We start from the raw sequence: 21778 nt of genomic DNA, 5'->3' as shown, positions 1-21778 counted from the left end.
CAGGAGGCGGGTTCAGCGCAGCCGGCGGGTGTTGTCGGGCAGCCGCTCGGTGACACCGCGGGCGTCCAGCCACTCCATCAGCGGAACGGCGACCCGCCGGCTGGTCCCCCACGCCGCGCGGGCCTGGCTCAGCGTGAACGGCGTGGGGACGCCGGTCAGCCGGGCCCGCGCCTGCTCGGCCACCCCGGGCGCGAGGTAGACGCCGTCGGCGATCTTCACCAGCTGCCCGTCGCGGGCGGCGGCGGCCAGCTCCCGCGGCCCCAGCCCGGCCGCGCGCAGCTCCTCGGCGTCCGGCGCGGCGAACGGGTCGGCGGCCAGCCGGGCACGGATGCCGTCGACGGCCTGCTGCACCTGCGCGGGCAGGCCCGCCGTCGCGACGACCACGCGCCCGTCCCGCAGGGCCAGCGGCGGGCGGACGACGGCCGGCACCAGCTCGTCGTCGGGCAGCTCCAGGGCCCGCCGGGCGACGGCCACCGGCGGGCCGGCCTCCAGCGGGCGCAGCGTCCGGTAGCGGGCGACGATCCCCGGCAGGGCCGCGGCCAGCTCCTCGACCAGGCCCGGCGCCAGCAGCCAGGGCCCGACGGCCGTCGCGTGCTCGGGCACCGGCCAGCCCATCGCGGCGAAGTCCGCGGCCCGGACGAACCGGCGACGGGCCAGCTCGGCGGCGGCCCCGGCCGGGCCGGCGGGCTGGGCGGCCAGCTCCTCGGCGCGACGGCGGGCCGCACCGCGGCGGCGCAGCTCCGGCGGGTCGACGTCCCGCACATCGGCGCCCAGCACCCGGCGGGCGCCGGGGTCGCGCAGCAGCAGCCGGTCGCCGACCCGCAGCGGCAGCGGCGTGGTCAGCCGCAGCCGCACCGCCGCCCCCTCCAGCGGGCGCAGCCGCGCGCCGACCGCGGCCGAGCCGACGTGCACGACCACCTCGGCGGGCAGCCGGTCCTCCGGCGCGCGGACCAGGGTGGCGTCGAGCTCGGTGGTCGAGCGGAACGCCCCCGGCGTGAGCAGCGCGTCGCCGCGGGACAGCTCCTCGACGGAGGTGCCGCGCAGGTTCAGCGCCACCCGCGCGGTGGCCTCGGCCCGCTCGACCGGCCGCCCCAGGGAGTGCACGCCGCGGACGCCGACCTCGCGGTCGCCGAGCTGCAGCCGGTCCCCGGTGGCGACGCGGCCGGCGGCGAGGGTGCCGGTGACCACCGTGCCGGCGCCCTTGACCGGGAAGGCGCGGTCGATCCACAGCCGCACCGGCGCCTCGCGATCCGGTGCCGGCAGCCCGGCGAGCAGCGACTCCAGCGCGGCGACGACGTCCGGCACGCCCGCGCCGGTGGCGGCGCTGACCGCCACCCCGGGCACCTCGCCCATCGACGTCGCGGCCAGCCGCTCGCGCACGTCGGCGAGCACCGGGCCGGGGTCGGCGAGGTCGGCCTTGGAGACGGCGAGCAGCGCGTGCCGCACCCCGAGCGCGTCGAGGACGGCGACGTGCTCGGCGGTCTGCGCCGACCAGCCGTCGTCCGCCGCGACCACGACCAGCGCGGCGGGCACCGAGCCGACGCCGGCGAGCATGTTGCCGACGAAGCGCTCGTGGCCGGGCACGTCGACGACCGCGAGCCGGCGCCCGGAGGGCAGCGTCGTCCAGGCGAAGCCGAGGTCGATGGTCAGGCCGCGGCGGCGCTCCTCCTCCCACCGGTCGGGCTCCATGCCGGTGAGCGCGCGGACCAGCGTGGACTTGCCGTGGTCGACGTGGCCGGCCGTCGCGATGACGTCCATGCCGGGAGCGGTCACGTCCACCGGCGGGCCACCTCCAGCACCGCGGCGGCCAGCGCCTCGTCGTCCGCCGGCGGCAGGCTGCGCAGGTCGAGCAGGGTCCGGTCGCCGGCCAGGTACCCCACGACGGGTGGCGAGCCGGCGCGCAGCGGCACCGCGAACCCCGCGGGCAGCGAGACGGCGGCGCTGGGCAGCGGCTGCTCCGGCGCCCCTCCCCCGCCGACGCGGGCCTGCGAGTCGACCGCGACCGCATCGAGCCCGGAGGCGGCGAGCCGGGCGGCCAGCGCGGCGGCGCGGCGGCGCAGGCCGTCGAGGTCGGCGGCGAGCATCCGCTGCACCGGCGGCTGCGGACCGCGCAGCGTGGCCTCGAGAGCGGCGAGCGTCGTCTTGTCCACGCGGAACGCGCGGTACAGCGGGTGCCGCCGCAGCCGCTGCACCAGGTCGGCGCGGCCGAGCACCAGCCCGGCCTGCGGTCCGCCCAGCAGCTTGTCGCCGCTGGCCAGCACCAGGTCCGCGCCGTCGGCGAGGGTGGTCTGCAGGTCCGGCTCGTCGGGCAGCACCGGGTGCGGGCGCAGCAGCCCGGAGCCGACGTCGGCCACCAGCGGGACGCCGCTGCCGGCCAGCCCCGCGGCGAGCTCGGCCACCGGCACCGCCCGGGTGAATCCGCGGACGACGAAGTTCGACGGGTGCACCTTGAGCACCGCGCCCGTGCCGGGACCCAGCACCCGCCGGTAGTCCTCGAGCGCGACGCGGTTGGTCGTCCCCACCTCGCGCAGTCGCGCGCCGGTGGCCTCCAGCAGCTCGGGGATGCGGAAGCCGTCGCCGATCTCGACCAGTTCGCCGCGCGCGATGACCAGCTCCCCGCCGAGTGCGGTGGCCACCAGCGCCAGCGCCGCCGCGCAGTTGTTGACCACGAGCGCGGCCTCCGCGGCCGGGACCGCGTCGACCAGCGCGGCCAGCGCCGCCTCCCCCCGCGGACCGCGCCGGCCGGTGGTCAGGTCGAGCTCGACGTCGGTGGTGCCGCTGGCGGCGACGACCGCCTCCACCGCGGCCGGCGACAGCGGCGCGCGGCCCAGGTTGGTGTGCACGAGGACCCCGGTCGCGTTGAGCACCGGGCGCAGGCTGCCCGCCGTGGTCGGCAGCGCGGTCAGGACGGCGGGCACGGCGTCGGCGGGGGCGAGCGCACCGGTGCGGACCCGCTGTTGGACGTCCTGGACCGCGGCCTTGACCAGGTCGCGGCCCAGCCGGTCGGCGGCGGCGGCCAGCTGCGGGTCGGCCAGCAGCGTGTCGGTGCGCGGCACCTGCCGCCGCGGGTCGTCGCTCATCGCTGTCGCAGCGTAAGCGCCGACCCGCGGACGGGTGGGGTCGGCGGAGGCGGACGGGAATCGAACCCGCCTGACCGAGATGCTCGGCCACGTCGGCTTTAGAGGCCGCGGGGGCCACCAGACACCCTGACGCCTCCGCCGGGGAGCCTACGGTGACCTGGTGGCAATTGCTCAGGAGGCGCCGCCCGCCCGCACCCGGCTCACCCAGTACGCGCACGGCGGTGGCTGCGCCTGCAAGATCCCGCCCGGCGAGCTGGAGTCCGTGGTGGCCGGCCTGACCGCCGCCGGTCCGGTCGACCCGGCCGCGGAACTGGTCATCGGCCTGGACGACGGCGACGACGCGGCCGTCGTCCGGATCGCGGGTGGGCAGAGCATCGTGCTCACCACCGACTTCTTCACCCCCGTCGTCGACGACGCCCGCACCTTCGGCCGGATCGCGGCGACCAACGCGCTCTCCGACGTCTACGCGATGGGCGGCACGCCCGTCGTCGCGGTGAACCTGCTCGGCTGGCCGCGCGACGTGCTGCCCGCCGAGCTCGCCGCCGAGGTGCTGCGGGGCGGCCTGGAGGCCGCGCAGGAGGCCGGCTGCCACGTCGGCGGCGGGCACTCCATCGACGACCCCGAGCCCAAGTACGGGATGGCGGTGACCGGCGTCGTCGACATCGACCGGGTGATCACCAATGCCGCGGCGGTCGCCGGGACGCCGCTGTCGCTGACCAAGCCGCTGGGCATCGGCGTGCTGAACAACCGGATGAAGGCCACCGGCGAGGTGTCGGAGGAGGCGGTGGCCGCGATGACGACGCTGAACCGCGCCGCCGGCCGGGCCGCGGTGGCCGCCGGGATCCGCGCCGGCACCGACGTCACCGGCTTCGGCCTGCTCGGCCACCTCTACAAGATGGCCCGGGCCAGCGGGGTCACCGCGGTGGTCGACGCCGCCGCCGTCCCCTACCTGACCGGGGCGCGGGAGGCGCTGGCCGCGGGCTTCGTCTCCGGCGGCACCCGGCGCAACCTCGACTGGGTGCGTCCGCACAGCGACCTGTCCGCCGTCGCCGAGGACGAGGCGCTGCTGCTGGCCGACGCGCAGACCTCCGGCGGGCTGCTGCTCGGCGGCGAGGTGCCGGGCGCCCCGGTGATCGGCGAGTTCGTCCCGCGCGGGGAGCACGTCGTCGTCGTCCGCTGACGGCCTCGGGCGCACCGCAGCGAGCGCCAGCGAGCGAGGAGCGGATCGAGGCGCGGAGGCGGACACGTGCCGTCGTCCGCTGACAGCCTCGGGAGCACCGCGACCGCCCACCCGGCCGACGCAGCCCTCCGAGCCGACCGCTCACTCCCGGTGGGCAGTGGTCAGCCAGGCGGCGGCGCCCAGCAGTACGCCGTCCGGTGTCGCGTGCTCGGTCAGGGCGGCCCGCAGCTCGTCGAGCGCGGCCCGCCGGACGTCGTCGTCGAGCCCGCCGAGGAGCCCCCGGGTCATGCCCAGCCCGGAGACGAAGTCGAACGCGTCCTCGGCGTCGGCTCCCAGCCGGACCACCCCCGGCACGTCGGCGACGGAGACCGACCCGAACCCCGCGGCGGCCAGGACCCGGCGGACGTGGTCGGGGTCGGCCAGGCCGAACGGCCCGGGGGCGTCGTCCGGCGGGTCGGGCAGCGGGCGGCCGGCCGCGAGGGTCCGGCGGAGCACGAGCAGCCACTCGTTGCGGGCCAGCGGCTGCCACGACAGCACCGCCAGCCGCCCGCCGGGACGCAGGGCCCGCGCCACGTTGCCGAAGGCCACCACCGGGTCGCCGAAGAACATGGCCCCGAACCGGCTGACGGCGACGTCGAACGCCGCCGGCTCGAAGGGGTGCACCTGGGCGTCACCCTGGACGAACGTCGTGTTGGCCAGCCCGGCGGCCGCGCTGCGCCGGCGGGCCTCGGCCAGCAGCGGTCCCGACACGTCGATCCCGGTCACGTGCCCGTCGGGTGCCGCGCGCGCGGCCGCGCGGGTCGAGACGCCCGCGCCGCAGCCGACGTCGAGCACCCGGTCGGCCGCGCCGATCCCAGCGGCCCCCAGCAGCGCCGGGTCGAACGCCGCCGAGGCCGCGTCGAAGCGGTCGGCCCGCGCCGCCCAGTCCTCCCCCTCCGCGCCGTTCCAGGCGCCGGCCATCTCGGCGTTGCGGGCGTCGACGAGCGGGGGCTGCGGTGGCATCGGCACGGTCATCGCCGTCTCCCGTCGGCGGGGCCTGGACCTCGGATGGTCCCGGACGGCGACGGGTCTGCCCACCCCTGCGGACGCGGGCTGACGTCGCCCCTCATGGGGTCCTCCGTTAGCGTCCGACCATGCTCGCTGCCTTCGTCTCGACGCCCGCCCCGAAGGACCCGCTCTCCGTCCTGGAGGTCGGTGAGCGCCCGGAGCCGGAGGCGCCCGACGGCTGGACGACGGTGCAGGTCAAGGCCGTCTCGCTGAACCACCACGACCTGTTCAGCCTGCGCGGGGTCGGGCTGCCGCAGGAGCGGATGCCGATGATCCTGGGCACCGACGCCGCCGGGCTCGACGAGGACGGCAACGAGGTCGTCGTCCACGGCGTCGTCGCGACCCCCGACTGGGTCGGGGACGAGACGCTCGACCCCAAGCGCACGCTGTTCTCGGAGCTCCACCAGGGCACGATGGCCGAGCGGGTCGCCGTCCCCCGGCGCAACGTGCTGCCCAAGCCGGCCGAGCTCTCCTTCGCCGAGGCCGCGTGCCTGCCCACCGCCTGGCTGACCGCCTACCGGATGCTCTTCGTGAAGTCCGGGCTGCGGCCGGGCCAGACGGTGCTCGTGCAGGGCGCCAGCGGCGGCGTCGCCACCGCGGTGATCGCGCTCGGCAAGGCCGCCGGCTTCCGCGTGTGGGTGACCGGCCGCAGCGAGGAGAAGCGGCAGGCCGCCCTGGACCTCGGTGCGGACCAGGCGTTCGAGACCGGTGCCCGGCTGCCCGAGCGGGTGGACGGCGTGATGGAGACCGTGGGCGAGGCGACCTGGAGCCACAGCGTCAAGTCGCTCAAGCCCGGCGGCGTCATCGTCATCTCCGGCGCGACCACCGGCCCCAACCCCGGCGCCGAGCTGAACCGGGTCTTCTTCACCCAGCTGTCGGTCATCGGCTCGACGATGGGCACCCGCGAGGAGCTCGAGGCGCTCATGCGGATGTGCACCGCCACCGGCGTCCGCCCGGTCATCGACGTCGAGCTGCCGCTGCAGCAGGCGCGGGAGGGCTTCGAGCGCATGCTCGAGGGCCGGACGGCGGGGAAGATCGTCTTCACGCTGCCGTGAGCCCGGTCGACCGGGTGGTCGCCGCGCTCCGCGAGGCCGGGGTGGACGCCGAGGTGCGCCGCTTCGACCAGCCGGTGCCGACGGCGGCGGCCGCCGCGGAGGCGCTCGGCTGCGCGGTGGGCGCGATCGCCAACAGCCTGGTCTTCGACGCCGACGGCGCACCGCTGCTGGTGCTGGCCAGTGGCGCCCACCGGGTGGACACGCGCAAGGTGGCGGCGCTGGTCGGCGCGCAGCGGGTGCGACGGGCCACGCCGGACCTCGTCCTCGCCGCGACCGGCCAGGAGGTGGGCGGGGTGGCGCCCACCGGCCACCCCGCTCCGCTGCGCGCGCTGGTCGACGTCGACCTCGCCCGGCACCCGCTCCTCTGGGCGGGCGGCGGCGACCACCACACGATGGTCGCGCTCACCTACGCCGACCTGCTGCGGCTGACCGGCGGCGACGAGGCGGCCGTGGCCTGAACCCCCGAGGAGGGGTGGACGATGATCGCCCGCACCTGGCGCGGCTGGGTCCGCACCGAGGACCGCGACGCCTACGTTGGCTACGTCCGCGACACCGGCATCGCGCAGTACCGCGCCACCCCCGGCAACCTCGAGGCCCACCTGCTCACCCGGGACCTCGACGACGGCCGCACCGAGGTCGTCACGCTCAGCTTCTGGACCTCGCTCGACGCCGTCCGCGCCTTCGCCGGGGACGACGTCTCGACGGCCGTCTTCTACCCCGAGGACGACCGCTGGCTGGTCGACCGCGAGCGCACGGTCACTCACCACCTCGTGCACTGACGTGACGGGTCGGCCGGCGGCGGACGCCTGACAGGTGGCGGCCGGTCGAGTGGGCAGTTGCGGTCGCCCATGACGGCGCGTCGGCACGTGTCGGCGACTGCTGCTGCCCACCCGGCGCTCACGTCAACGACGGTTGACACCACGGGCTGCGTCAACCACAGTTGACGTCATGGCCGACACAGCACAGGTGGCCTCCGCCGCCAGCAGCCGCGACCCTGCGGTCGGGCTGAGGGCGGTCCGCGCACTGCGGACCCTGGTCGAGCGGCTGGAGGCCCTGCAGGTGGAGAACGCCCGGGACCAGGGTTGGACCTGGGAGCAGATCGCCCACCTGCTGGGCGTCACCCGGCAGGCGGTGCACAAGAAGCACGCAGGCGGCCGCGGGCCGCTCCGGCGGAGGGACTGACCGTGTTCGAACGCTTCACGACCGGTGCTCGCGATGTCGTCGTCCTGGCGCAGGAGGAGGCCCGCGCCCTCCGGCACGGCCACATCGGCACCGAGCACCTGCTGCTCGCGCAGCTGCGGCTGGACACCCCGACGACGGCCGTCCTGCGCCGGCACGGACTGGACCACGACGAGGTGGCCGAGGCGGTCGCCGCCCACCTCGGGGGTGCGGACCTGGACGCCGAGGCGCTGCGGACCCTGGGGATCGACCTGGACGCCGTCCGGGACGTCGCCGAGGCCACCTTCGGACCGGGCGCGCTCGACGCCCCGCGCCGCGGCCGGCAGCCGAGGAGCCCCGCGCACCTCCCCTTCAGCTCCCGCGCGAAGAAGGTGCTCGAGCTGTCGCTGCGCGAGGCGCTGGCCATGCGCGCGAGGACCATCGCCGACGGGCACATCGTGCTCGGCCTGCTCCGCGAGGGGCAGGGACTGGCGGCCAAGGTGCTGCACGACCGCGGGGTCGACCTAACCGCTCTGCGCCAGGACCTCGAGCTCCTGCTGGACTCCTGAGTGCGCGGCCGCCCGGCTCCGCGGTCAGCCGGCCGACGGGGCCGGGTACCCCCGGCGCAGAGACCGGACGGCGACGACGAGGACCACGTCGCCGACCGCGAGCCCCGCGCCGGCGGGCGCGAGCATCGCCCAGCCGGTCCCCCTGCCCGAGACCACGCCCCACAGCACCTTGCCGGCGGCCATCGCGTTCAGCACGACCAGCCCCCACCCCGGGGACCGGCGCCAGAAGGCGAGGCAGAACGCGGCCAGGCTCAGCGGCGAGAGGACCGTCAGCAGCACCTTGCGGCCGGTCCACTCCCCGGTCAGCCACTCCTGCTCGAACCGGAGGAACTTGGCCACGCGGGGGTCCACGCGGGCGGGGGCCGGGAACCAGGCCATGCTCGTCGCCAGGCCGACCAGGGTGACCGCGATGCCCGCGGGACTGCGCTCGTGGGCCGACCACGCCAGCGGCAGGGGGAACAGCGGGCGCACGTACCAGCTCAGGACGTTGTGGTGCCGGGCCCAGGCCCAGGCGGCCAGCGCCTGCAGCCGGATCGCCGCGCTCACCGCGAGCGCCCCGTCGGCGAGGCGGACCCCGGATGCGGGACGTCGGCACCCACGCCGGCGAGGACCCGCCTCAGGTACCGGAGGAGGACCTCCTCCGAGGCCGGCTGGGCGCGCAGGCCGACGTAGCCGTCCGGGCGGACCAGGTACAGCGCCTCGGCGGTCGCGCCGTAGCGCCGGTGCGTCCCGCCCTCCGGGTCGAGCAGCACCCGCCGCCCGACCAGCTCCGCAGGCAGCCGACGTCCCCACACCACCACCCACGGGCGGACGTCGGCGCCGGACAGCCGCTCGACGCCGTCGGCGATCGTGGCGAGCGAGGCGTAGCCGTCGTCGGTACGGGCCTCGCCGTCGAAGAGCAGGAGGGTGGCGTGCGGACCGCGGAAGGCGTCGGACAACCGCGTGGACCGCCCGGTGGCCGCGTCCTCGAGGACGCCGTCGGGAGCCCGGTCACCCGCCCGGACACCCCGGGCGAAGCGGAGACGGTCCACCGCGTCGGCGCGCTCGTCGTCGTGGCCGGGGCTCCACCGGGTGGCGGTCAGCGGAGTGCCGTGCTCCTCCACCAGTGAGCTCTCCCGGTAGTGCAGGTCCAGCTCGCTGACGCCCCCGAGGATGGCCCGCTGCACGGCCGGGAGCCGCAGCGCGGGGGTCAGGACGTGCTCGCGCAGGAAGGTGGTCACCGGGTCGGCGCCGAAGACCGCGCGGTACCCGAGGTCGCTGCCGCTGAGGACGGCCGCCGCGATCGGCCGGCGCTCCTCCTCGTAGGTGTCGAGGAGGCGGTCCGGTGCGCGGCCGCGGACCACCAGCGCCAGCTTCCAGCCGAGGTTGTACGCGTCCTGGATGCCGGTGTTCATCCCCTGGCCGCCGACCGGGCTGTGCAGGTGCGCGGCGTCGCCGGCCACGAACACCCGGCCCACCCGGTAGCGGTCGACCAGCCGCACGTTGCTGTGCCAGGTGGACAGCCAGGTCGGGGCGGACAGGCGGACGTCGGGCAGTCCGCTGCGCTCGGTGAACAGCCGCTGCAGCAGCTCCAGCGACCCGGGCTCCTGGGTCCCGGCGGGCAGGCTGGCCTGCACCTGCCACGCGCGCAGACCGCGGAACGGGCTGGCCGCGAGGTACTCACCTCCGTCGAACCACACGTACCCGCTGTCGGCCGGCTCCAGCCCGTCGACCTCCACGTCGCCGAACAGGAAGCGCTCCTCGCGCGACTCCCCCTGCAGCGCCAGCCCCAGCAGGTCCCGCACCCGGCTGTGGCCGCCGTCGCAGCCCACCACCCAGCCGGCGCGGATCGTCGCCACGGCGCCGTCCGGGGACGTCGCGACGGAGGCGAGGACGCCGTCCCCGTCCTGCTCCAGCCCCACCAGCTCGCGGCCCCACTCGACCGCCCCGCCCAGTTCCACCAGCCGCTCGCGCAGCACCTGCTCGGTGCGCCACTGCGGGATGAGCACGAGGTTCGGGTGCGGGGTGTCGGGCAGCGGGTCGCGCCCGGGCAGGCGCAGGTCGAGGAGCAGCTCCCGCTGGACGTACCAGCGCACCCGCAGGTCGCGGGACCAGCCGGCCTCGAGCACCCGGTCGACGACGCCCAGGTCGTCGAGGACCTCGAGGGTGCGGGGCTGCACGCCCTTGCCGCGCGACTTGAGCTCCGGCTGCGGCAGCCGCTCGACCACCCGGACGGTCAGGCCGCGGCGGCGCAGGTCGCAGGCGAGGGTGAGACCGGTCGGGCCGGCGCCCACGACGAGGACGTCGACGTCCGGGGACCCGCGCCGCTGCACCGGGACGCCGTGCGGGGACCCTGCTCGTGTCATCGGTACCTCCGGGAGTCAGCCGTCCGCTGCCCCCGATGGTGGAACGGAGCACGCGGCATCGGGAAGGACCGCCGGACCGCTTCCCGCGCCGATCCGTGCCGGTACCGGACACCCGGACGGCGCACGCGGTGGACCGGTCGCGGGAGGCGCCGCGGCCCGCTCCCGCGCCTCCCGGTGGCACGGTTGCGGCCCATGGAGATCCTGTTCGTCGCCAGCGTCAGCGTCATCGCACGCGACCCGGAGCGGAGCCGACGGCTGTACGTGGACGTCCTCGGGTTGCCGCTCGAGCGCCTCGCCGGTGAGTACTTCGCCAGCGAGCGGATCGACGGCAGCAGGCACTTCGGGGTCTGGCCGCTCGCCGAGGCCGCGGAGGCCTGCTTCGGTGCGCCCGACTGGCCGGCCGACCGTCCGGTGCCGCAGGTCAGCATCGAGTTCGAGCTCGCCGACGCTGCTGCGGTCGCTGACGGCGCGGCGGAACTGGAGGCGGCCGGCCACCGGCTCCTGCACGGGGCGCGGACCGAGCCGTGGGGCCAGACGGTGGCCCGGCTGCAGACGGTGGAGGGTCTGGTCGTCGGCTTGTCCTACGCCCCCTGGCTCCACTGAGTCCGGGCCGCCGGGCCGGTCAGGCCGGAGCGGCGAGCCGCTCGATCCGGGCCGCGACCTTCGACCGGTCCTTGAGCGGGAGGTGCTGGAGGGCGGGGGTAATCTCCGGCAGCCGGCGCCGCTGGGTCGTCGTCGCGCGGAACAGCAGACCCACGGTGACCCCGTGGCCGGGTCGGGAGACCACCTCGACGGCGTCACCCGCGCCGACGTCCCCGGTCTCGAGCACCCGCAGGTAGGCGCCGCTGGCACCGCGGGCGGTGAACCGCTTGACCAGCTGCGGCACGTCCCAGAAGCGCTCGAAGTTGGCGCACGGGATCCGGCAGGCGGTCACCTCGAACAGCGTCGTCCCGATCCGCCAGCGCTCGCCCAGCACCGCGCCGGTGAGGTCCAGGCCCGTCGTCCGCAGGTTCTCGCCGAACCGGCCGGGTGGCAGCTCCCGGCCCAGCTCGGCGGCCCACCAGTCGGCGTCCTCCTGGGCGTAGGCGTAGACCGCCTGGCCCTCGCCGCCGTGGTACTTCCGGTTGACCTGGACGTCGCCGTCCAGGCCGAGCTCGGAGACGGCGACGCGCCCGGCGACCGGCCGCTTGTCGATGCCGCTGCGGTTCGGACGACGGCCGGGCAGCGGGAGCAGGTCGGAGCCGGAGACGCACACCGCGTCGAGGCGGCCGCGGATCACTTCTTGGAGGCGGTGGACTCGTTGGTGGACAGCGCGGCCACGAAGGCCTCCTGGGGGACCTCGACGCGGCCGACCATCTTCATCCGCTTCTTGCCCTCCTTCTGCTTCTCCAGCAGCTTCCGCTTGCGGGTGATGTCACCGCCGTAGCACTTGGCGAGGACGTCCTTGCGGATGGCGCGGACCGTCTCCCGGGCGATGACCCGGGAGCCGACGGCGGCCTGGATCGGCACCTCGAACTGCTGCCGCGGGATGAGCTCGCGCAGCTTGCCGGCCATCATCACGCCGTAGCTGTAGGCCTTGTCCTTGTGCACGATCGCGCTGAACGCGTCGACGGCCTCGCCCTGCAGCAGGATGTCCACCTTCACCAGCGACGACTCCTGCTCGCCGGCCTCCGAGTAGTCGAGGGAGGCGTAGCCGCGGGTCCGCGACTTCAGCGCGTCGAAGAAGTCGAAGATGATCTCACCGAGGGGCAGCGTGTAGCGCAGCTCGACCCGGGACTCGCTCAGGTAGTCCATCCCGCCGAGCTGCCCCCGCCGGCCCTGGCAGAGCTCCATTATCGCGCCGGTGTAGTCGCTGGGTGCGATGACGGTGGCGTTGACGACCGGCTCGAAGACCTTGTCGATCTTGCCTTCGGGCCAGTCGCTGGGGTTGGTCACGGTGATCTCGCTGCCGTCCTCCATGACCACCCGGTAGACGACGTTCGGCGCGGTGGAGATGAGGCTGATGCCGGCCTCGCGCTCCAGCCGCTCGCGGACGATCTCCAGGTGCAGCAGGCCGAGGAAGCCGACGCGGAACCCGAAGCCCAGCGCGGCCGAGGTCTCCGGCTCGTAGGTCAGCGCGGCGTCGTTGAGCAGCAGCTTGTCCAGCGCCTCGCGCAGCAGCGGGTACTCGCTGCCGTCGATCGGGTACAGGCCGGAGTAGACCATCGGCTTGGGGTCGCTGTAGCCGCCGATCGGCTCGGCGGCCGGCTTGTGCTGCAGCGTGACGGTGTCGCCGACGCGGGACTGGCGGACGTCCTTCACGCCGGTGATGAAGTAGCCGACCTCGCCGACGCCGAGGCCGTCGACCGGCTTGGGCTCGGGTGAGATGACGCCGATCTCGAGCAGCTCGTGGACGGCGCCGGTCGACATCATCTTGATGCGCTCGCGGCTGGAGATGCGACCGTCGACGACCCGCACGTAGGTGATGACGCCGCGGTAGATGTCGTAGACGCTGTCGAAGATCATCGCCCGGGCCGGGGCCTCGGCGTCGCCGACCGGCGCCGGGATCTGCGCGACGATCTGGTCGAGCAGCTCCGGCACGCCCTCCCCGGTCTTGCCGCTGACCCGCAGGACGTCGGAGGGGTCGCAACCGATGATGTGCGCGATCTCGGCGGCGTACTTCTCCGGCTGCGCGGCCGGCAGGTCGATCTTGTTGAGGACCGGGATGATCGTGAGGTCGTTCTCCAGCGCCAGGTAGAGGTTGGCCAGCGTCTGGGCCTCGATCCCCTGGGCGGCGTCGACGAGCAGCACCGCGCCCTCGCAGGCGGCCAGCGACCGGGACACCTCGTAGGTGAAGTCGACGTGCCCCGGGGTGTCGATCATGTCGAGGACGTACTCGGTGTCCCCGACCTTCCACGGCAGGCGCACGTTCTGCGCCTTGATGGTGATGCCGCGCTCGCGCTCGATGTCCATGCGGTCGAGGTACTGGGCACGCATCTGCCGCGCCTCGATGATCCCGGTGACCTCGAGCATCCGGTCGGCCAGCGTCGACTTGCCGTGGTCGATGTGGGCGATGATGCAGAAGTTCCGGATGCGGGCCGGGTCGGTGGAGGCGGGAGTCGTCACAGTGCTCCCATCGTCCCACGGCACCCGGGCCGGTGAGGCGATTGCCTGGGAAGCGGTGCTCGCCGACAGTGCTGCCATGACCCCTGCGGGCAGCCCCCCGCCTGCCGTACCCGGAACTGCCCGCACCGCTGCGCACGGACGTCGAGGCGGCGCTCGGCTCGCCCGTCGCCACCGTGACCGGCTGCACCGGGGGCTTCTCCCCCGGGACGGCGGCCGTGCTGACCTGCGCCGACGGGACGCGGGCCGACGTCTGCGGCGCGGGTCGTGCCGGTCCTCACCGACCTACCCGGGTCGGCACCCCGTGCCCGGTCCCGGGCCGGCCGACCCTCCCCGATCGGCTCGCCGACGGGCCGGCCGCGTGGCGGGCGCTGGCCGACCAGCCGCCGGCGGACCTCGACCCCTGGGAGCGCCGGCACCTGGACCGGCTGGCCGACGTGCCCGACCGGTTGACGGCTCGGGCGGGCTGTCCGGGGAGACGCTGGTGCACGTGGACGTGCGCGCCGACGACCTGCTGGTCACCGCGGACGGCGCCGTGTCCGTCATCGACTGGCCCGGGGCGGCCCGCGGCGCGGCCTGGGTGGACACCGTGCTGTTCGCCGTCGACCCCGCCGTGCACGGAGGCGTCGACCCGGAGCTGCTGGTGGCGGACTCCCCGGTCGTGTCAGGAGCCGATCCCGCGGACGTGACCGACCTGCTGCTCGCGCTGACCGGGACGGAGGCGCAGGCGGTGCGGCTGCCACCGCCGCCCGGGCTGCCGACCGTGCGGGACCTCCAGCGCCGGTTCCACGATGCCGCGCTGGCCTGGGCGCGGCGGCGGGTGGACGGCGGCCTCGCCCGGCCGCTGTGACCTGCGCGGCCGGACCGACCGCGGGTTGGAGCCGCGCTGTCGACGCTGGTATCTTGGCAGACCGGTCCGCTGACGCACGCCGTCCGGACGCACTGTCCAGAAGTACTCCCTCCCGAGAGACACCCGAGGCTCACGCGTGGCGAACATCAAGTCCCAGCTCAAGCGGATCAAGACCAACGAGAAGGCGCGTCAGCGCAACGTTGCCGTCAAGTCCGCCCTGAAGACGGCCGTCCGCCGCTTCCGCACCGCTGCCGACTCCGGGGACGCCGCCGCCGCGACGACCGCGCTGCAGACCGCCAGCAAGGCGCTGGACAAGGCCGCCAGCAAGGGCGTCATCCACAAGAACCAGGCCGCGAACCGCAAGTCGGGCATGGCCAAGCGGCTGGCCGACCTCTCCAGCTGACCCCCGGCCGCGTTCCCGCGGCCGTTCGACGAGCCCCTCCCCCCGCGGGACGGGGGCTCGTCGCGTTCCGGGGGTCGCCCGCGTCCGCCGCGGTCAGCTGCGCACGCCGCGTCCGGTCTCCCGCCGGATGGCGACGATCCGGCGGATGGCGCTCTCGAGTGCGTAGTCGGCGCTGGCCGCGGCGCCCTTGACGTCGGCGTTGAGCTCGGCGGCCACGCCGATGGCCTGCTGCAGCCCCTCGATGCTCCAGCCCCGCGCCTGCGACTGCGCCCGCTTGACCTTCCACGGCGGCATCTTCAGCGTGCGGGCCAGGTCGCCGGGGTTGGAGCTGCGGACCGAGGAGATGCGGGCCGCGGTCCGCACCCCGTCGGCGATCGCGTCGGCGATGAGCACGTGCGCGACGCCGCGCTGCAACGCCCAGCGCAGCATCTCCAACGAGCCCTGCCGGTCGCCGACGAGCACCCGCTCGGCGACGGTGAAGCCGGTGACCTCGGCCTGCCCGCGGTGGAACCGGGCGACGGCATCGGCGTCGACGGCGCCGCCGAAGTCCGAGACCAGCTGCGTGGCCGCCGAGGACAGCTGCCGCAGGTCCGCCCCGATCGCCTCGACCAGGGCCGACGCCGCGTCGGGGGTGATCCGGCCACCCGCCGAGCGGACCTCGTTGCGCACGAAGGCGATCCGGTCGCCCACCGAGCTGACCTTCGGGCAGTCGTCGACGGCCGCCCCGGCGGCGGTGAAGGCCTTGACCAGCGCCTCGTTGCGCTTTCCGCCGGAGTGGACGACCACGAGGGTCAGGTCGGGGTCTGGGTCCTTGGCGTAGCCGGCGAGCGCGTCGGCGAGCGCGCCGGCGGCCTCGTGCACCCCGGTGACGACGACCAGCCGGTGTGTGCCGAACAGCGAGGGGGCGAGGACGTCGGCGAGCTGGCCGACGGGCAGCCCCTGCGCCGGCAGCTCGTGCAGCTCGGCGTCGGGGTGGCGCTCGAGCACGGCGGCGCGTACGGCGGACACGGCGCGGGAGCGCAGCAGCTCCTCCTCGCCGACCACGGCGCGCAGGCGGGAGGTCGGTGCGGGGGGTGCTGCGGACACCTCGGCATGGTGTCACGCGGGGCCGACGCTCCCGCCGTCCCGCGCGGACGACCGCCGGCCCGCCGACCGCCCCCCCCCCCCCCCCCCCCCCCCCCCCCCCCCCCCCCCCCGGTGTGCCGGACCGGCCGGCCGCGGACACGGCCTCCTCACGACCGCGGGCGGCGACGCCCCAGGCCCCGGCGTCCCCGGCCACCGCCAGGTCGCCCTCCCGGTCGGTGCGGTGCACCCGCACCCCCTCCTGCGCCAGCCAGGACAGCACCCGTGCCGTCGGGTGCCCGTAGGTGTTGTCCGCGCCGACGGACACCAGCGCCACCCGCGCCCCGGTGGCGGCGAAGAAGCCCCGGTCGGCGTCGGCGCTGCCGTGGTGCGGCACCTTGAGCACGTCGGCCCGCAGGTCGACCCCACGGGCGACGATGCGCGCCTCCGCCGTGCCGCTCAGGTCGCCGGTGAGCAGGACGCGGACCCCGTGCTGGGTCACGCGGACCACCAGGGACAGGTCGTTGGCCGGCACCACGGCCGTGGCGACCTCCGGCGGCGGGGCGAGCACCTCGATCGTCGCCGTCCCCACCGTGCGGCGGTCCCCCGGGACGAGGACCTCCCGCTCGGCGCCCGCACGGCCCACCGCGGCGTCCAGGCGGCCGGCCCGGTCCTCGGCGGGCGAGAGCGTGCCGGTGGCGACCACGCCGACCTCCCTGCCGGACAGCGCCCCGGCCAGGCCGCCGACGTGGTCGGCGTCGAGGTGGGTGAGCAACACCAGCGGCAGCGCGTCGATCCCGAGCCGGTCCAGGCAGCGGTCGACCGGACCGACGTCGGGCCCGGCGTCCACGAGCAGCCCCTCCCCCGGCGCGGTCGGCACCACCAGGGCGTCGCCCTGGCCCACGTCGCAGGCGACGAGGACGGTCCGCTCGGGCGGCCAGCCGCGGGTCACCTGTCGCAGCGGACAGCCCAGCACCACGACGCCGACGAGCGCCGCGAGCGCCAGCGGCCGCGCGCGGGGGAAGCGCCACAGCAGCCAGCCGACCGCCAGGATCAGCACGGTCAGCAGCACCGCGCCCCGGATGCCGGCCGGCCAGCCGGTGGCGCCGTCGGGCAGCGCCGCCGCGCGCTGCGCGACGAGGACCAGCCACCGCACCGGCCACCCCGCCAGCCAGACCAGCGCCTCGCCGACCGGGGGTACGACCGGGTGCGCGAGCGCGGCCAGCAGCCCCAGCACGGTGGCCGGGGCGACGGCCGGCGCGGCGAGCAGGTTCGCCGGCAGCGACACCGGGCTCACCAGACCGGACAGCCCGGCCACCAGCGGCGCGGTGGCCAGCCCGGCGGCCGCGGCGACCGCGACCGCGTCGGCCAGCGGCAGCGGCCAGCCGCGGTCGCGCAGACGCCGGGACCAGCCCGGTGCCAGCAGCACGATGGCCGCCGTGGCCGCGACGGACAGCGCGAAGCCGGCGTCCCGCGCGAGGCCGGGGTCCAGGAGCAGCAGCACGACGACGGCCGCACCCAGTGCCGGCAGGGCCGCGCGGGACCGGCCGGTCGCCAGCGCCAGCAGCGTCACCGCGCCCATGGCCGCCGCGCGGACCACGCTCGCGCTGGGCCGGGCGAGCACCACGAACACGGCCAGCGCGGCCACCGCGACCAGCGCCTGCACCCGCCGGTCGACCGCCCGCCGGCGCAGCGGTGCGAGCACCCCGGCCAGCACGATCGCCACGTTCGCCCCGGACACGGCCGTCAGGTGGGCGAGCCCCGCCCGCCGGAAGTCCTCGACGAGCACCGGGTCCATCGACCGCGTGTCCCCCACCACCAGGCCGGGCAGCAGCCCACCTGCCTGCGGCCCCAGCACGTCGACGGCGGACTCGCGCAGTTGCTCCCGCAGACCCCCGGCGAGCTGCTGCGCCCACGGCGGCTCACCCACCGGCGTCGGGGGCGCCCGCGCCGACAGCCGGGCCACCAGCCCCTCGTCCGCGGCGGCCGGGGAGACCGCGGCCCGGACGCGCACGGCCTGGCCCGGCAGCAGGCCGAGCCACTCGTCGGCCGAGCCGAACAGGACCACGGCGTCGTCCAGCCGGGTGCGCGTCTCCCCATCGTGCAGCGCGGTGACCGTGGCCTCGACGACGACGCGCGGCGGGCCTACTCCGCGGACCGCCGCCGGGTCGCCGTCCAGCTCCAGGTCGAGGTCGACGGTCCGTCGTCCCTCGGCGGCCCCGGCCAGGGGCGAGGCCTGGCGCGCGGCCTCCCGGACCGCCGCCGTGGTGGCGGTGACCGCCAGGGCCGCGAGCACACCCAGCAGCACGACCGCGGCCGGTGACCGGCTGCGCCGGGACACCCAGAGCGCGGCGAGGACGGCGGCCGGTACCGCGCCGGACAGCACCGGGACCGGCAGCAGCGGCGCCAGCAGGGTGGCGCCCCAGACCGTCGCCGCCACGGGCGCGAGCCGCAGATCCACCCACGACCAGCGCTCCGGCGCCGCCCTCACACGGTCACCAGCTCGGCGAGCTCGGCGTAGGTGGTCGGGCCGATCCCGGGGACGTCGTCGAGCTGCTCCACGCTGCGGAAGGGCCCGCTGCGCTCGCGGTGCTCCACGATCCGCTGGGCGAGGACCGGCCCGATCCCCGGCAGCGCGTCGAGGTCGGCAGCCGTGGCCGCGTTGAGGTCCACCCGGCCAGCACCCGACGGAGCGTCCGTTCCGCCGACGGTTCCGCCGGCCGCCGCCGCGCCGGGCACCCCGACCGCCACCTGCTGGCCGTCGGAGACGACGGCGGCGAGGTTGACCGAGGCGGAGTCGGCGTCGGGCAGCAGCCCGCCGGCGGCCGTCACCGCGTCGGCGACCCGGGCCCCCTCGGGCAGCGTGACCAGCCCGGGCCGGGCCACCGACCCCACGACCGAGACGACGACCGTGGCCGCGGGGTCCGCCGTGACCCCCGCCGGCGGCGTCGCGGCGGTGCTCTCCGCGGCCGGGAACGCGGCGGGGGCCGGTTCGACCGGCGCGGGCTCCACCTGCGGGCGGCCGGACCACGTGCTCGCGACCACCAGGAGCGCCGCGAGCAGCCCGACGACCCACAGCGACCACGCGGCGCGGCGCCCGGGGGCCACCCGGACGGCACTGCCGGCAACACGGTGCCGCCCGATGCCGGCGGGCAGCCCGTCGTCGGCCGCCGCGGCGGCGACCTCCTCCGCTCCGGCGTCGGGCGCCTCGTCGTCGGCGTCGAACGCCTCGTAGTCGGGGACCCAGCCCGGTGGACGGCGCTCGTCCAGCAGGACCCGCAGCCGTTGCCGGATCAGGTCGGCGTCGTCGCTGCGACGGGAGGAGAGGCGCACCGGCGCGACGCTAGGGAGCCGCGACCCCCGCCGGGCGGGCCGCCGCAGGACTGTGGACAGCCCCCGCCGCTGTGGACACCGAGGACATCGAGCGGCCGAGCGGCGGTGGGTTCCACAGCAGCCGACTACGCGAAGACGTCGCCCAGCGGTGGTACGCCCGGCATCGCCAGCCCGGCCAGCAGGCCCAGCACGGTGGCCGGGGCAGGTGGCCCGCGGTGTATCAGCGGTGCGGCAGCGTGCCTCCTCAAGACACGTCCTCCGTGGCGATCGGAGCCCTGTGGCTCCGGGATCGGACCACGAGAGCCGTTGACAGAGAGATCGCGCCCGGACAGTTCGTCACAGCGGAGGGCCGGATGAGCAGGGTCTTCAACCCGCCCCCGAACTGGCCGACACCGCCCGAGGGTTGGCTGCCGCCACATGGCTGGATCCCGGACCCGAGCTGGGGACCAGCGCCTGAGGGGTGGAGGCTCTACGTCGACGGAGCAAGTCGCACGGAACCAGACGAGGGTGCGACGGACCGGCCCACAGGCGCTTCGACCGGTCGGCGCAGGAGGTGGGAAGTCGCCACGAACTGGATCTCGGCGTCGACGGCGGTGGCGGCCCTCGTCCTGTCGGTGGCGAACTACGCACAGTTGAACAGCGAAGCCGATGTGCACCTGACCATGCCGAAGGTGCTGCGGATATCGGCTCCCGGCGGCGACGGCGTCCAGGATGTGTATCTACAACCAACATTCACCGCGACGAAGCGAACGGAACGCCCCGCCGTCCTCCTGGACATGACCGTACTGGTCGAACCCCAGGAAGGCGGCGAGGACATGCCACATCTCCCGTGGCACGAGGTCGTCGACCTGACCCAACCCGAGGCCGAGTTCTCGACGGCCTTCATCACGCGAGTCTCGGACCCTGTGCCGATCCTGGTGTTCGGGTCCGAGCCGGTCACACCGATGGCCTGGTTCCTCCCGACCGAACCCATTCCGGCACTGACGGTGGGGAAGTTGCAGGTGACCCTCCTGGTGGAATGGCAGAACAAGCCTGACATGGTTCGAGACTTCTGCATCGACATCTCGCAGGAGGCGGTGGACGAGTTTGCGGACCCGGAGCAGCCCAACGTCCATCGCTTCATCAAGTACCCGACGTCTGAATGCTATTTCTTCTTCGCCTAGTTATGGCGATGGCTGACCCCAGCTGACCGAGCTGCTGAGCCCGTCCCGGCGAACCCACTCAGGGGCCGCTTGGAGCCTGCATGCGTCGCCTTCGGGGCGCAGGTGTTGCCGGTCGGCGGTACTAGCTGCGCCGGTTCGGGTCGATCCGCAGGCCGCTGAGGCGCTCCCACAGCGTGCTCTGCGCGATCGCCTCGGCCCGCTCCTCGGCCGTCATGACCCGTAGCGGCGCGTACGTGCGCACCAGCTCATCGAGGACCCGGCGCTCCTCGGCCGCGTTGCGCATGTCCTGCCGGTCGGCGTCGGTGAACCATCGGACAGCCACGCCGGAGAGGCTCCCCGGGCCGGGAGCTGCGTGCAACACACGGGCAGCCGACGCCGGGTGGCCTCCGGCCACGACCGACCGTCCGCCGTCGGGGGCTGCGGACCGACGGCGGACGGTGAGGCATCTCCTCCACCGGACGCAGTCCCTCACCGCCCATGGCTGCCGGGGGCTGGACCGAGAGGCGCTACCGGTCCTCCGCCTGCTGCGGGCGGTCCTGCGCAGGCGCCGTCGCGGCGGGGGCCACGACGAGACCCACGGCGCCCGGGCCGACGTGGGCGCCGATCGCCGCACCGAGCTCGCTGACGTAGAGCTCCCGCAGACCCGGCACCCGCTCCTGGAGGTCGGCGGCCAGCCGTTCGGCCCGCTCCGGTGCGGCCAGGTGGTGCACGGCCACCATGACCGGCTGCCCGGCCGCGGCCTCCACCCCGCGCTGGACCAGGCGGACGAGGGCCCGGGCCGTCGTGCGCACCTTCTCCAGCGGCACCACCCGGCCGTCGGCGACGTGCAGGACCGGCTTGACCGACAGTGCGGTGCCGATCATCGAGGCGGCGTGCCCGATGCGGCCGCCCCGGCGCAGGTGCTCGAGGGTGTCCACGACGAACAGCGTCCGGGTGGCGGCAGCGGTGTCCCGGGCGGCCGCGGCCACGGTCGTCGTGCTCTCCCCGCGCGCTGCCGCCCGCGCCGCGGCGAGCACGGCGAACCCGTTGCCCATCGCCGCGGAGCGCGAGTCGACGACCGTCACGATGTGCTCGCCGACCTGGGCGGCGGCCAGGCGGGCGGCGTCCACCGTGCCGGACAGCTCCGCGGACAGGTGCACCGAGACGATGCGGTCGGCCCCGGCGTCCAGCCGCCGGCGGTAGGCGGCGACGAAGTCGCCGGGGGTCGGCCGGGAGGTCGAGACCCGCTGCCCGCGGGTGCCGAGCGCCCGGGCGACGTCCGCCGGTCCGATGTCGTCTCCCTCGCGGCCGGAGTGCCCGGCCAGGACAACGTAGAGCGGGACGACCTCGACCCCGTACTGCTCCAGCAGGCGGGCGGGCAGGTACGCCGAGGAGTCGGTGACCACGGCGACGGGCATCCGGCGAGGCTAACCCGCGCCCTCCCGTGGCCGA

23 protein-coding genes, 1 tRNA gene and 1 pseudogene are annotated in these 21778 nt (G+C 75.8%); 11 read left to right on the top strand and 14 right to left on the bottom strand.

Translation table 11 applies throughout. The features are described 5' to 3' along the window. Positions 1 to 12: 12 nt before the first annotated feature. From selB to BMW27_RS23385, 3 genes are all read right to left on the bottom strand, one after another. A complete protein-coding gene (selB, locus tag BMW27_RS11775; protein ID WP_245743498.1) occupies positions 13 to 1779 on the bottom strand; it encodes a selenocysteine-specific translation elongation factor in 1767 nt (588 codons plus the stop codon). Further along, positions 1770 to 3080: an L-seryl-tRNA(Sec) selenium transferase gene (gene selA, locus BMW27_RS11770; RefSeq protein ID WP_091444073.1), complete on the bottom strand. Its 1311-nt coding sequence runs from the start codon at positions 3078 to 3080 to the stop codon at positions 1770 to 1772. The genes selB and selA overlap by 10 nt, the downstream gene beginning before the upstream one ends. 44 nt (positions 3081 to 3124) lie before the next feature. Continuing rightward, a tRNA-OTHER gene (locus tag BMW27_RS23385) sits at positions 3125 to 3217 on the bottom strand. Between the two features lie 23 nt (positions 3218 to 3240). Here BMW27_RS23385 and selD point away from each other — a divergent pair. Further along, positions 3241 to 4260 (top strand): selenide, water dikinase SelD, encoded by a 1020-nt coding sequence (gene selD / locus BMW27_RS11765; RefSeq protein ID WP_091444071.1) that lies wholly within the window; start codon positions 3241 to 3243, stop codon positions 4258 to 4260. A gap of 141 nt (positions 4261 to 4401) precedes the next feature. On the opposite strand, the gene BMW27_RS11760 is transcribed toward selD, so the two are convergent. After that, positions 4402 to 5274 carry a class I SAM-dependent methyltransferase gene (locus tag BMW27_RS11760; RefSeq protein WP_217638131.1) on the bottom strand — a complete coding sequence of 291 codons (873 nt, stop codon included), beginning with the start codon at positions 5272 to 5274 and terminating at the stop codon, positions 4402 to 4404. 119 nt (positions 5275 to 5393) lie between these two features. On the opposite strand from BMW27_RS11760, the gene BMW27_RS11755 reads away from it, so the two are divergent. From BMW27_RS11755 to BMW27_RS11735, 5 genes are all read left to right on the top strand, one after another. Continuing rightward, a complete protein-coding gene (locus tag BMW27_RS11755) occupies positions 5394 to 6362 on the top strand; it encodes a zinc-binding dehydrogenase (RefSeq protein ID WP_091444068.1) in 969 nt (322 codons plus the stop codon). Further along, complete coding sequence (locus BMW27_RS11750; protein WP_091444064.1) at positions 6359 to 6820, top strand: YbaK/EbsC family protein; 462 nt, start codon at positions 6359 to 6361, stop codon at positions 6818 to 6820. The genes BMW27_RS11755 and BMW27_RS11750 overlap by 4 nt, the downstream gene beginning before the upstream one ends. A gap of 21 nt (positions 6821 to 6841) precedes the next feature. Then, a complete protein-coding gene (locus tag BMW27_RS11745) occupies positions 6842 to 7141 on the top strand; it encodes an antibiotic biosynthesis monooxygenase (protein ID WP_091444062.1) in 300 nt (99 codons plus the stop codon). Between the two features lie 169 nt (positions 7142 to 7310). Then, positions 7311 to 7544, top strand: coding sequence for an RNA polymerase subunit sigma-70 (locus tag BMW27_RS11740; RefSeq protein ID WP_091444059.1), 234 nt, complete (start codon positions 7311 to 7313; stop codon positions 7542 to 7544). 2 nt (positions 7545 to 7546) lie between these two features. After that, complete coding sequence (locus tag BMW27_RS11735; RefSeq protein WP_091444057.1) at positions 7547 to 8089, top strand: Clp protease N-terminal domain-containing protein; 543 nt, start codon at positions 7547 to 7549, stop codon at positions 8087 to 8089. A gap of 24 nt (positions 8090 to 8113) precedes the next feature. On the opposite strand, the gene BMW27_RS11730 is transcribed toward BMW27_RS11735, so the two are convergent. Beyond that, positions 8114 to 8635 carry a hypothetical protein gene (locus BMW27_RS11730; RefSeq protein WP_091444053.1) on the bottom strand — a complete coding sequence of 174 codons (522 nt, stop codon included), beginning with the start codon at positions 8633 to 8635 and terminating at the stop codon, positions 8114 to 8116. Then, on the bottom strand, positions 8632 to 10434 hold the full coding sequence (locus BMW27_RS11725) for an FAD-dependent monooxygenase (RefSeq protein ID WP_091444051.1): 1803 nt from the start codon (positions 10432 to 10434) through the stop codon (positions 8632 to 8634). Before BMW27_RS11725 ends, BMW27_RS11730 begins: the two co-directional genes overlap by 4 nt. Positions 10435 to 10626: 192 nt before the next feature. On the opposite strand from BMW27_RS11725, the gene BMW27_RS11720 reads away from it, so the two are divergent. Next, complete coding sequence (locus tag BMW27_RS11720; protein ID WP_091444048.1) at positions 10627 to 11037, top strand: VOC family protein; 411 nt, start codon at positions 10627 to 10629, stop codon at positions 11035 to 11037. Positions 11038 to 11056: 19 nt separating this feature from the next. On the opposite strand, the gene BMW27_RS11715 is transcribed toward BMW27_RS11720, so the two are convergent. Both BMW27_RS11715 and lepA read right to left on the bottom strand, forming a co-directional pair. Continuing rightward, positions 11057 to 11713, bottom strand: a complete 657-nt coding sequence (locus tag BMW27_RS11715) for an MOSC domain-containing protein (RefSeq protein ID WP_091444047.1) — start codon at positions 11711 to 11713, stop codon at positions 11057 to 11059. Then, positions 11710 to 13539, bottom strand: a complete 1830-nt coding sequence (gene lepA / locus BMW27_RS11710) for a translation elongation factor 4 (protein ID WP_091444044.1) — start codon at positions 13537 to 13539, stop codon at positions 11710 to 11712. The genes BMW27_RS11715 and lepA overlap by 4 nt, the downstream gene beginning before the upstream one ends. 481 nt (positions 13540 to 14020) lie before the next feature. On the opposite strand from lepA, the gene BMW27_RS23380 reads away from it, so the two are divergent. Together BMW27_RS23380 and rpsT are read left to right on the top strand one after the other, a co-directional pair. Further along, positions 14021 to 14386 (top strand): hypothetical protein, encoded by a 366-nt coding sequence (locus tag BMW27_RS23380; RefSeq protein WP_091444040.1) that lies wholly within the window; start codon positions 14021 to 14023, stop codon positions 14384 to 14386. A gap of 136 nt (positions 14387 to 14522) precedes the next feature. Then, on the top strand, positions 14523 to 14789 hold the full coding sequence (gene rpsT / locus BMW27_RS11700) for a 30S ribosomal protein S20 (RefSeq protein ID WP_012947772.1): 267 nt from the start codon (positions 14523 to 14525) through the stop codon (positions 14787 to 14789). A gap of 93 nt (positions 14790 to 14882) precedes the next feature. Here rpsT and holA read toward each other — a convergent pair whose 3' ends face one another. Next, positions 14883 to 15875 (bottom strand): DNA polymerase III subunit delta, encoded by a 993-nt coding sequence (holA, locus tag BMW27_RS24035; RefSeq protein ID WP_245743496.1) that lies wholly within the window; start codon positions 15873 to 15875, stop codon positions 14883 to 14885. Between the two features lie 355 nt (positions 15876 to 16230). Then, positions 16231 to 17649, bottom strand: a pseudogene (locus tag BMW27_RS24030) (ComEC/Rec2 family competence protein); the annotation flags it as partial. Here BMW27_RS24030 and BMW27_RS24025 point away from each other — a divergent pair. Continuing rightward, complete coding sequence (locus BMW27_RS24025) at positions 17602 to 18174, top strand: hypothetical protein (RefSeq protein WP_245743495.1); 573 nt, start codon at positions 17602 to 17604, stop codon at positions 18172 to 18174. The pseudogene BMW27_RS24030 and the gene BMW27_RS24025 overlap by 48 nt on opposite strands. Before the next feature lie 164 nt (positions 18175 to 18338). Here BMW27_RS24025 and BMW27_RS11690 read toward each other — a convergent pair whose 3' ends face one another. Together BMW27_RS11690 and BMW27_RS24350 are read right to left on the bottom strand one after the other, a co-directional pair. Then, the gene (locus BMW27_RS11690; RefSeq protein ID WP_091444036.1) at positions 18339 to 19184 is read right to left on the bottom strand and encodes a helix-hairpin-helix domain-containing protein; all 846 of its coding nucleotides are present in this window, start codon (positions 19182 to 19184) and stop codon (positions 18339 to 18341) included. Between the two features lie 125 nt (positions 19185 to 19309). After that, positions 19310 to 19432: a hypothetical protein gene (locus BMW27_RS24350; RefSeq protein WP_281244754.1), complete on the bottom strand. Its 123-nt coding sequence runs from the start codon at positions 19430 to 19432 to the stop codon at positions 19310 to 19312. 345 nt (positions 19433 to 19777) lie between these two features. Between BMW27_RS24350 and BMW27_RS11685 the strand changes: the two genes are divergently transcribed. Next, a complete protein-coding gene (locus BMW27_RS11685; protein ID WP_175486483.1) occupies positions 19778 to 20347 on the top strand; it encodes a hypothetical protein in 570 nt (189 codons plus the stop codon). 121 nt (positions 20348 to 20468) lie between these two features. Here BMW27_RS11685 and BMW27_RS11680 read toward each other — a convergent pair whose 3' ends face one another. Further along, complete coding sequence (locus BMW27_RS11680) at positions 20469 to 20669, bottom strand: hypothetical protein (protein WP_091444027.1); 201 nt, start codon at positions 20667 to 20669, stop codon at positions 20469 to 20471. Between the two features lie 184 nt (positions 20670 to 20853). Continuing rightward, entirely contained in the window at positions 20854 to 21744 is an 891-nt protein-coding gene (locus BMW27_RS11675; RefSeq protein ID WP_091444024.1) for a DegV family protein, read from the bottom strand. Between the last annotated feature and the right edge of the window lie 34 nt (positions 21745 to 21778).

Origin of the sequence: Geodermatophilus poikilotrophus (genome assembly GCF_900111455.1) — a bacterium.
In the GTDB taxonomy this organism is placed as follows: Bacteria; Actinomycetota; Actinomycetes; order Mycobacteriales; family Geodermatophilaceae; genus Geodermatophilus; species Geodermatophilus poikilotrophus.
Note: the sequence above shows the minus strand (reverse complement) of the source record. Positions and strands in the feature narration are given on the sequence as shown.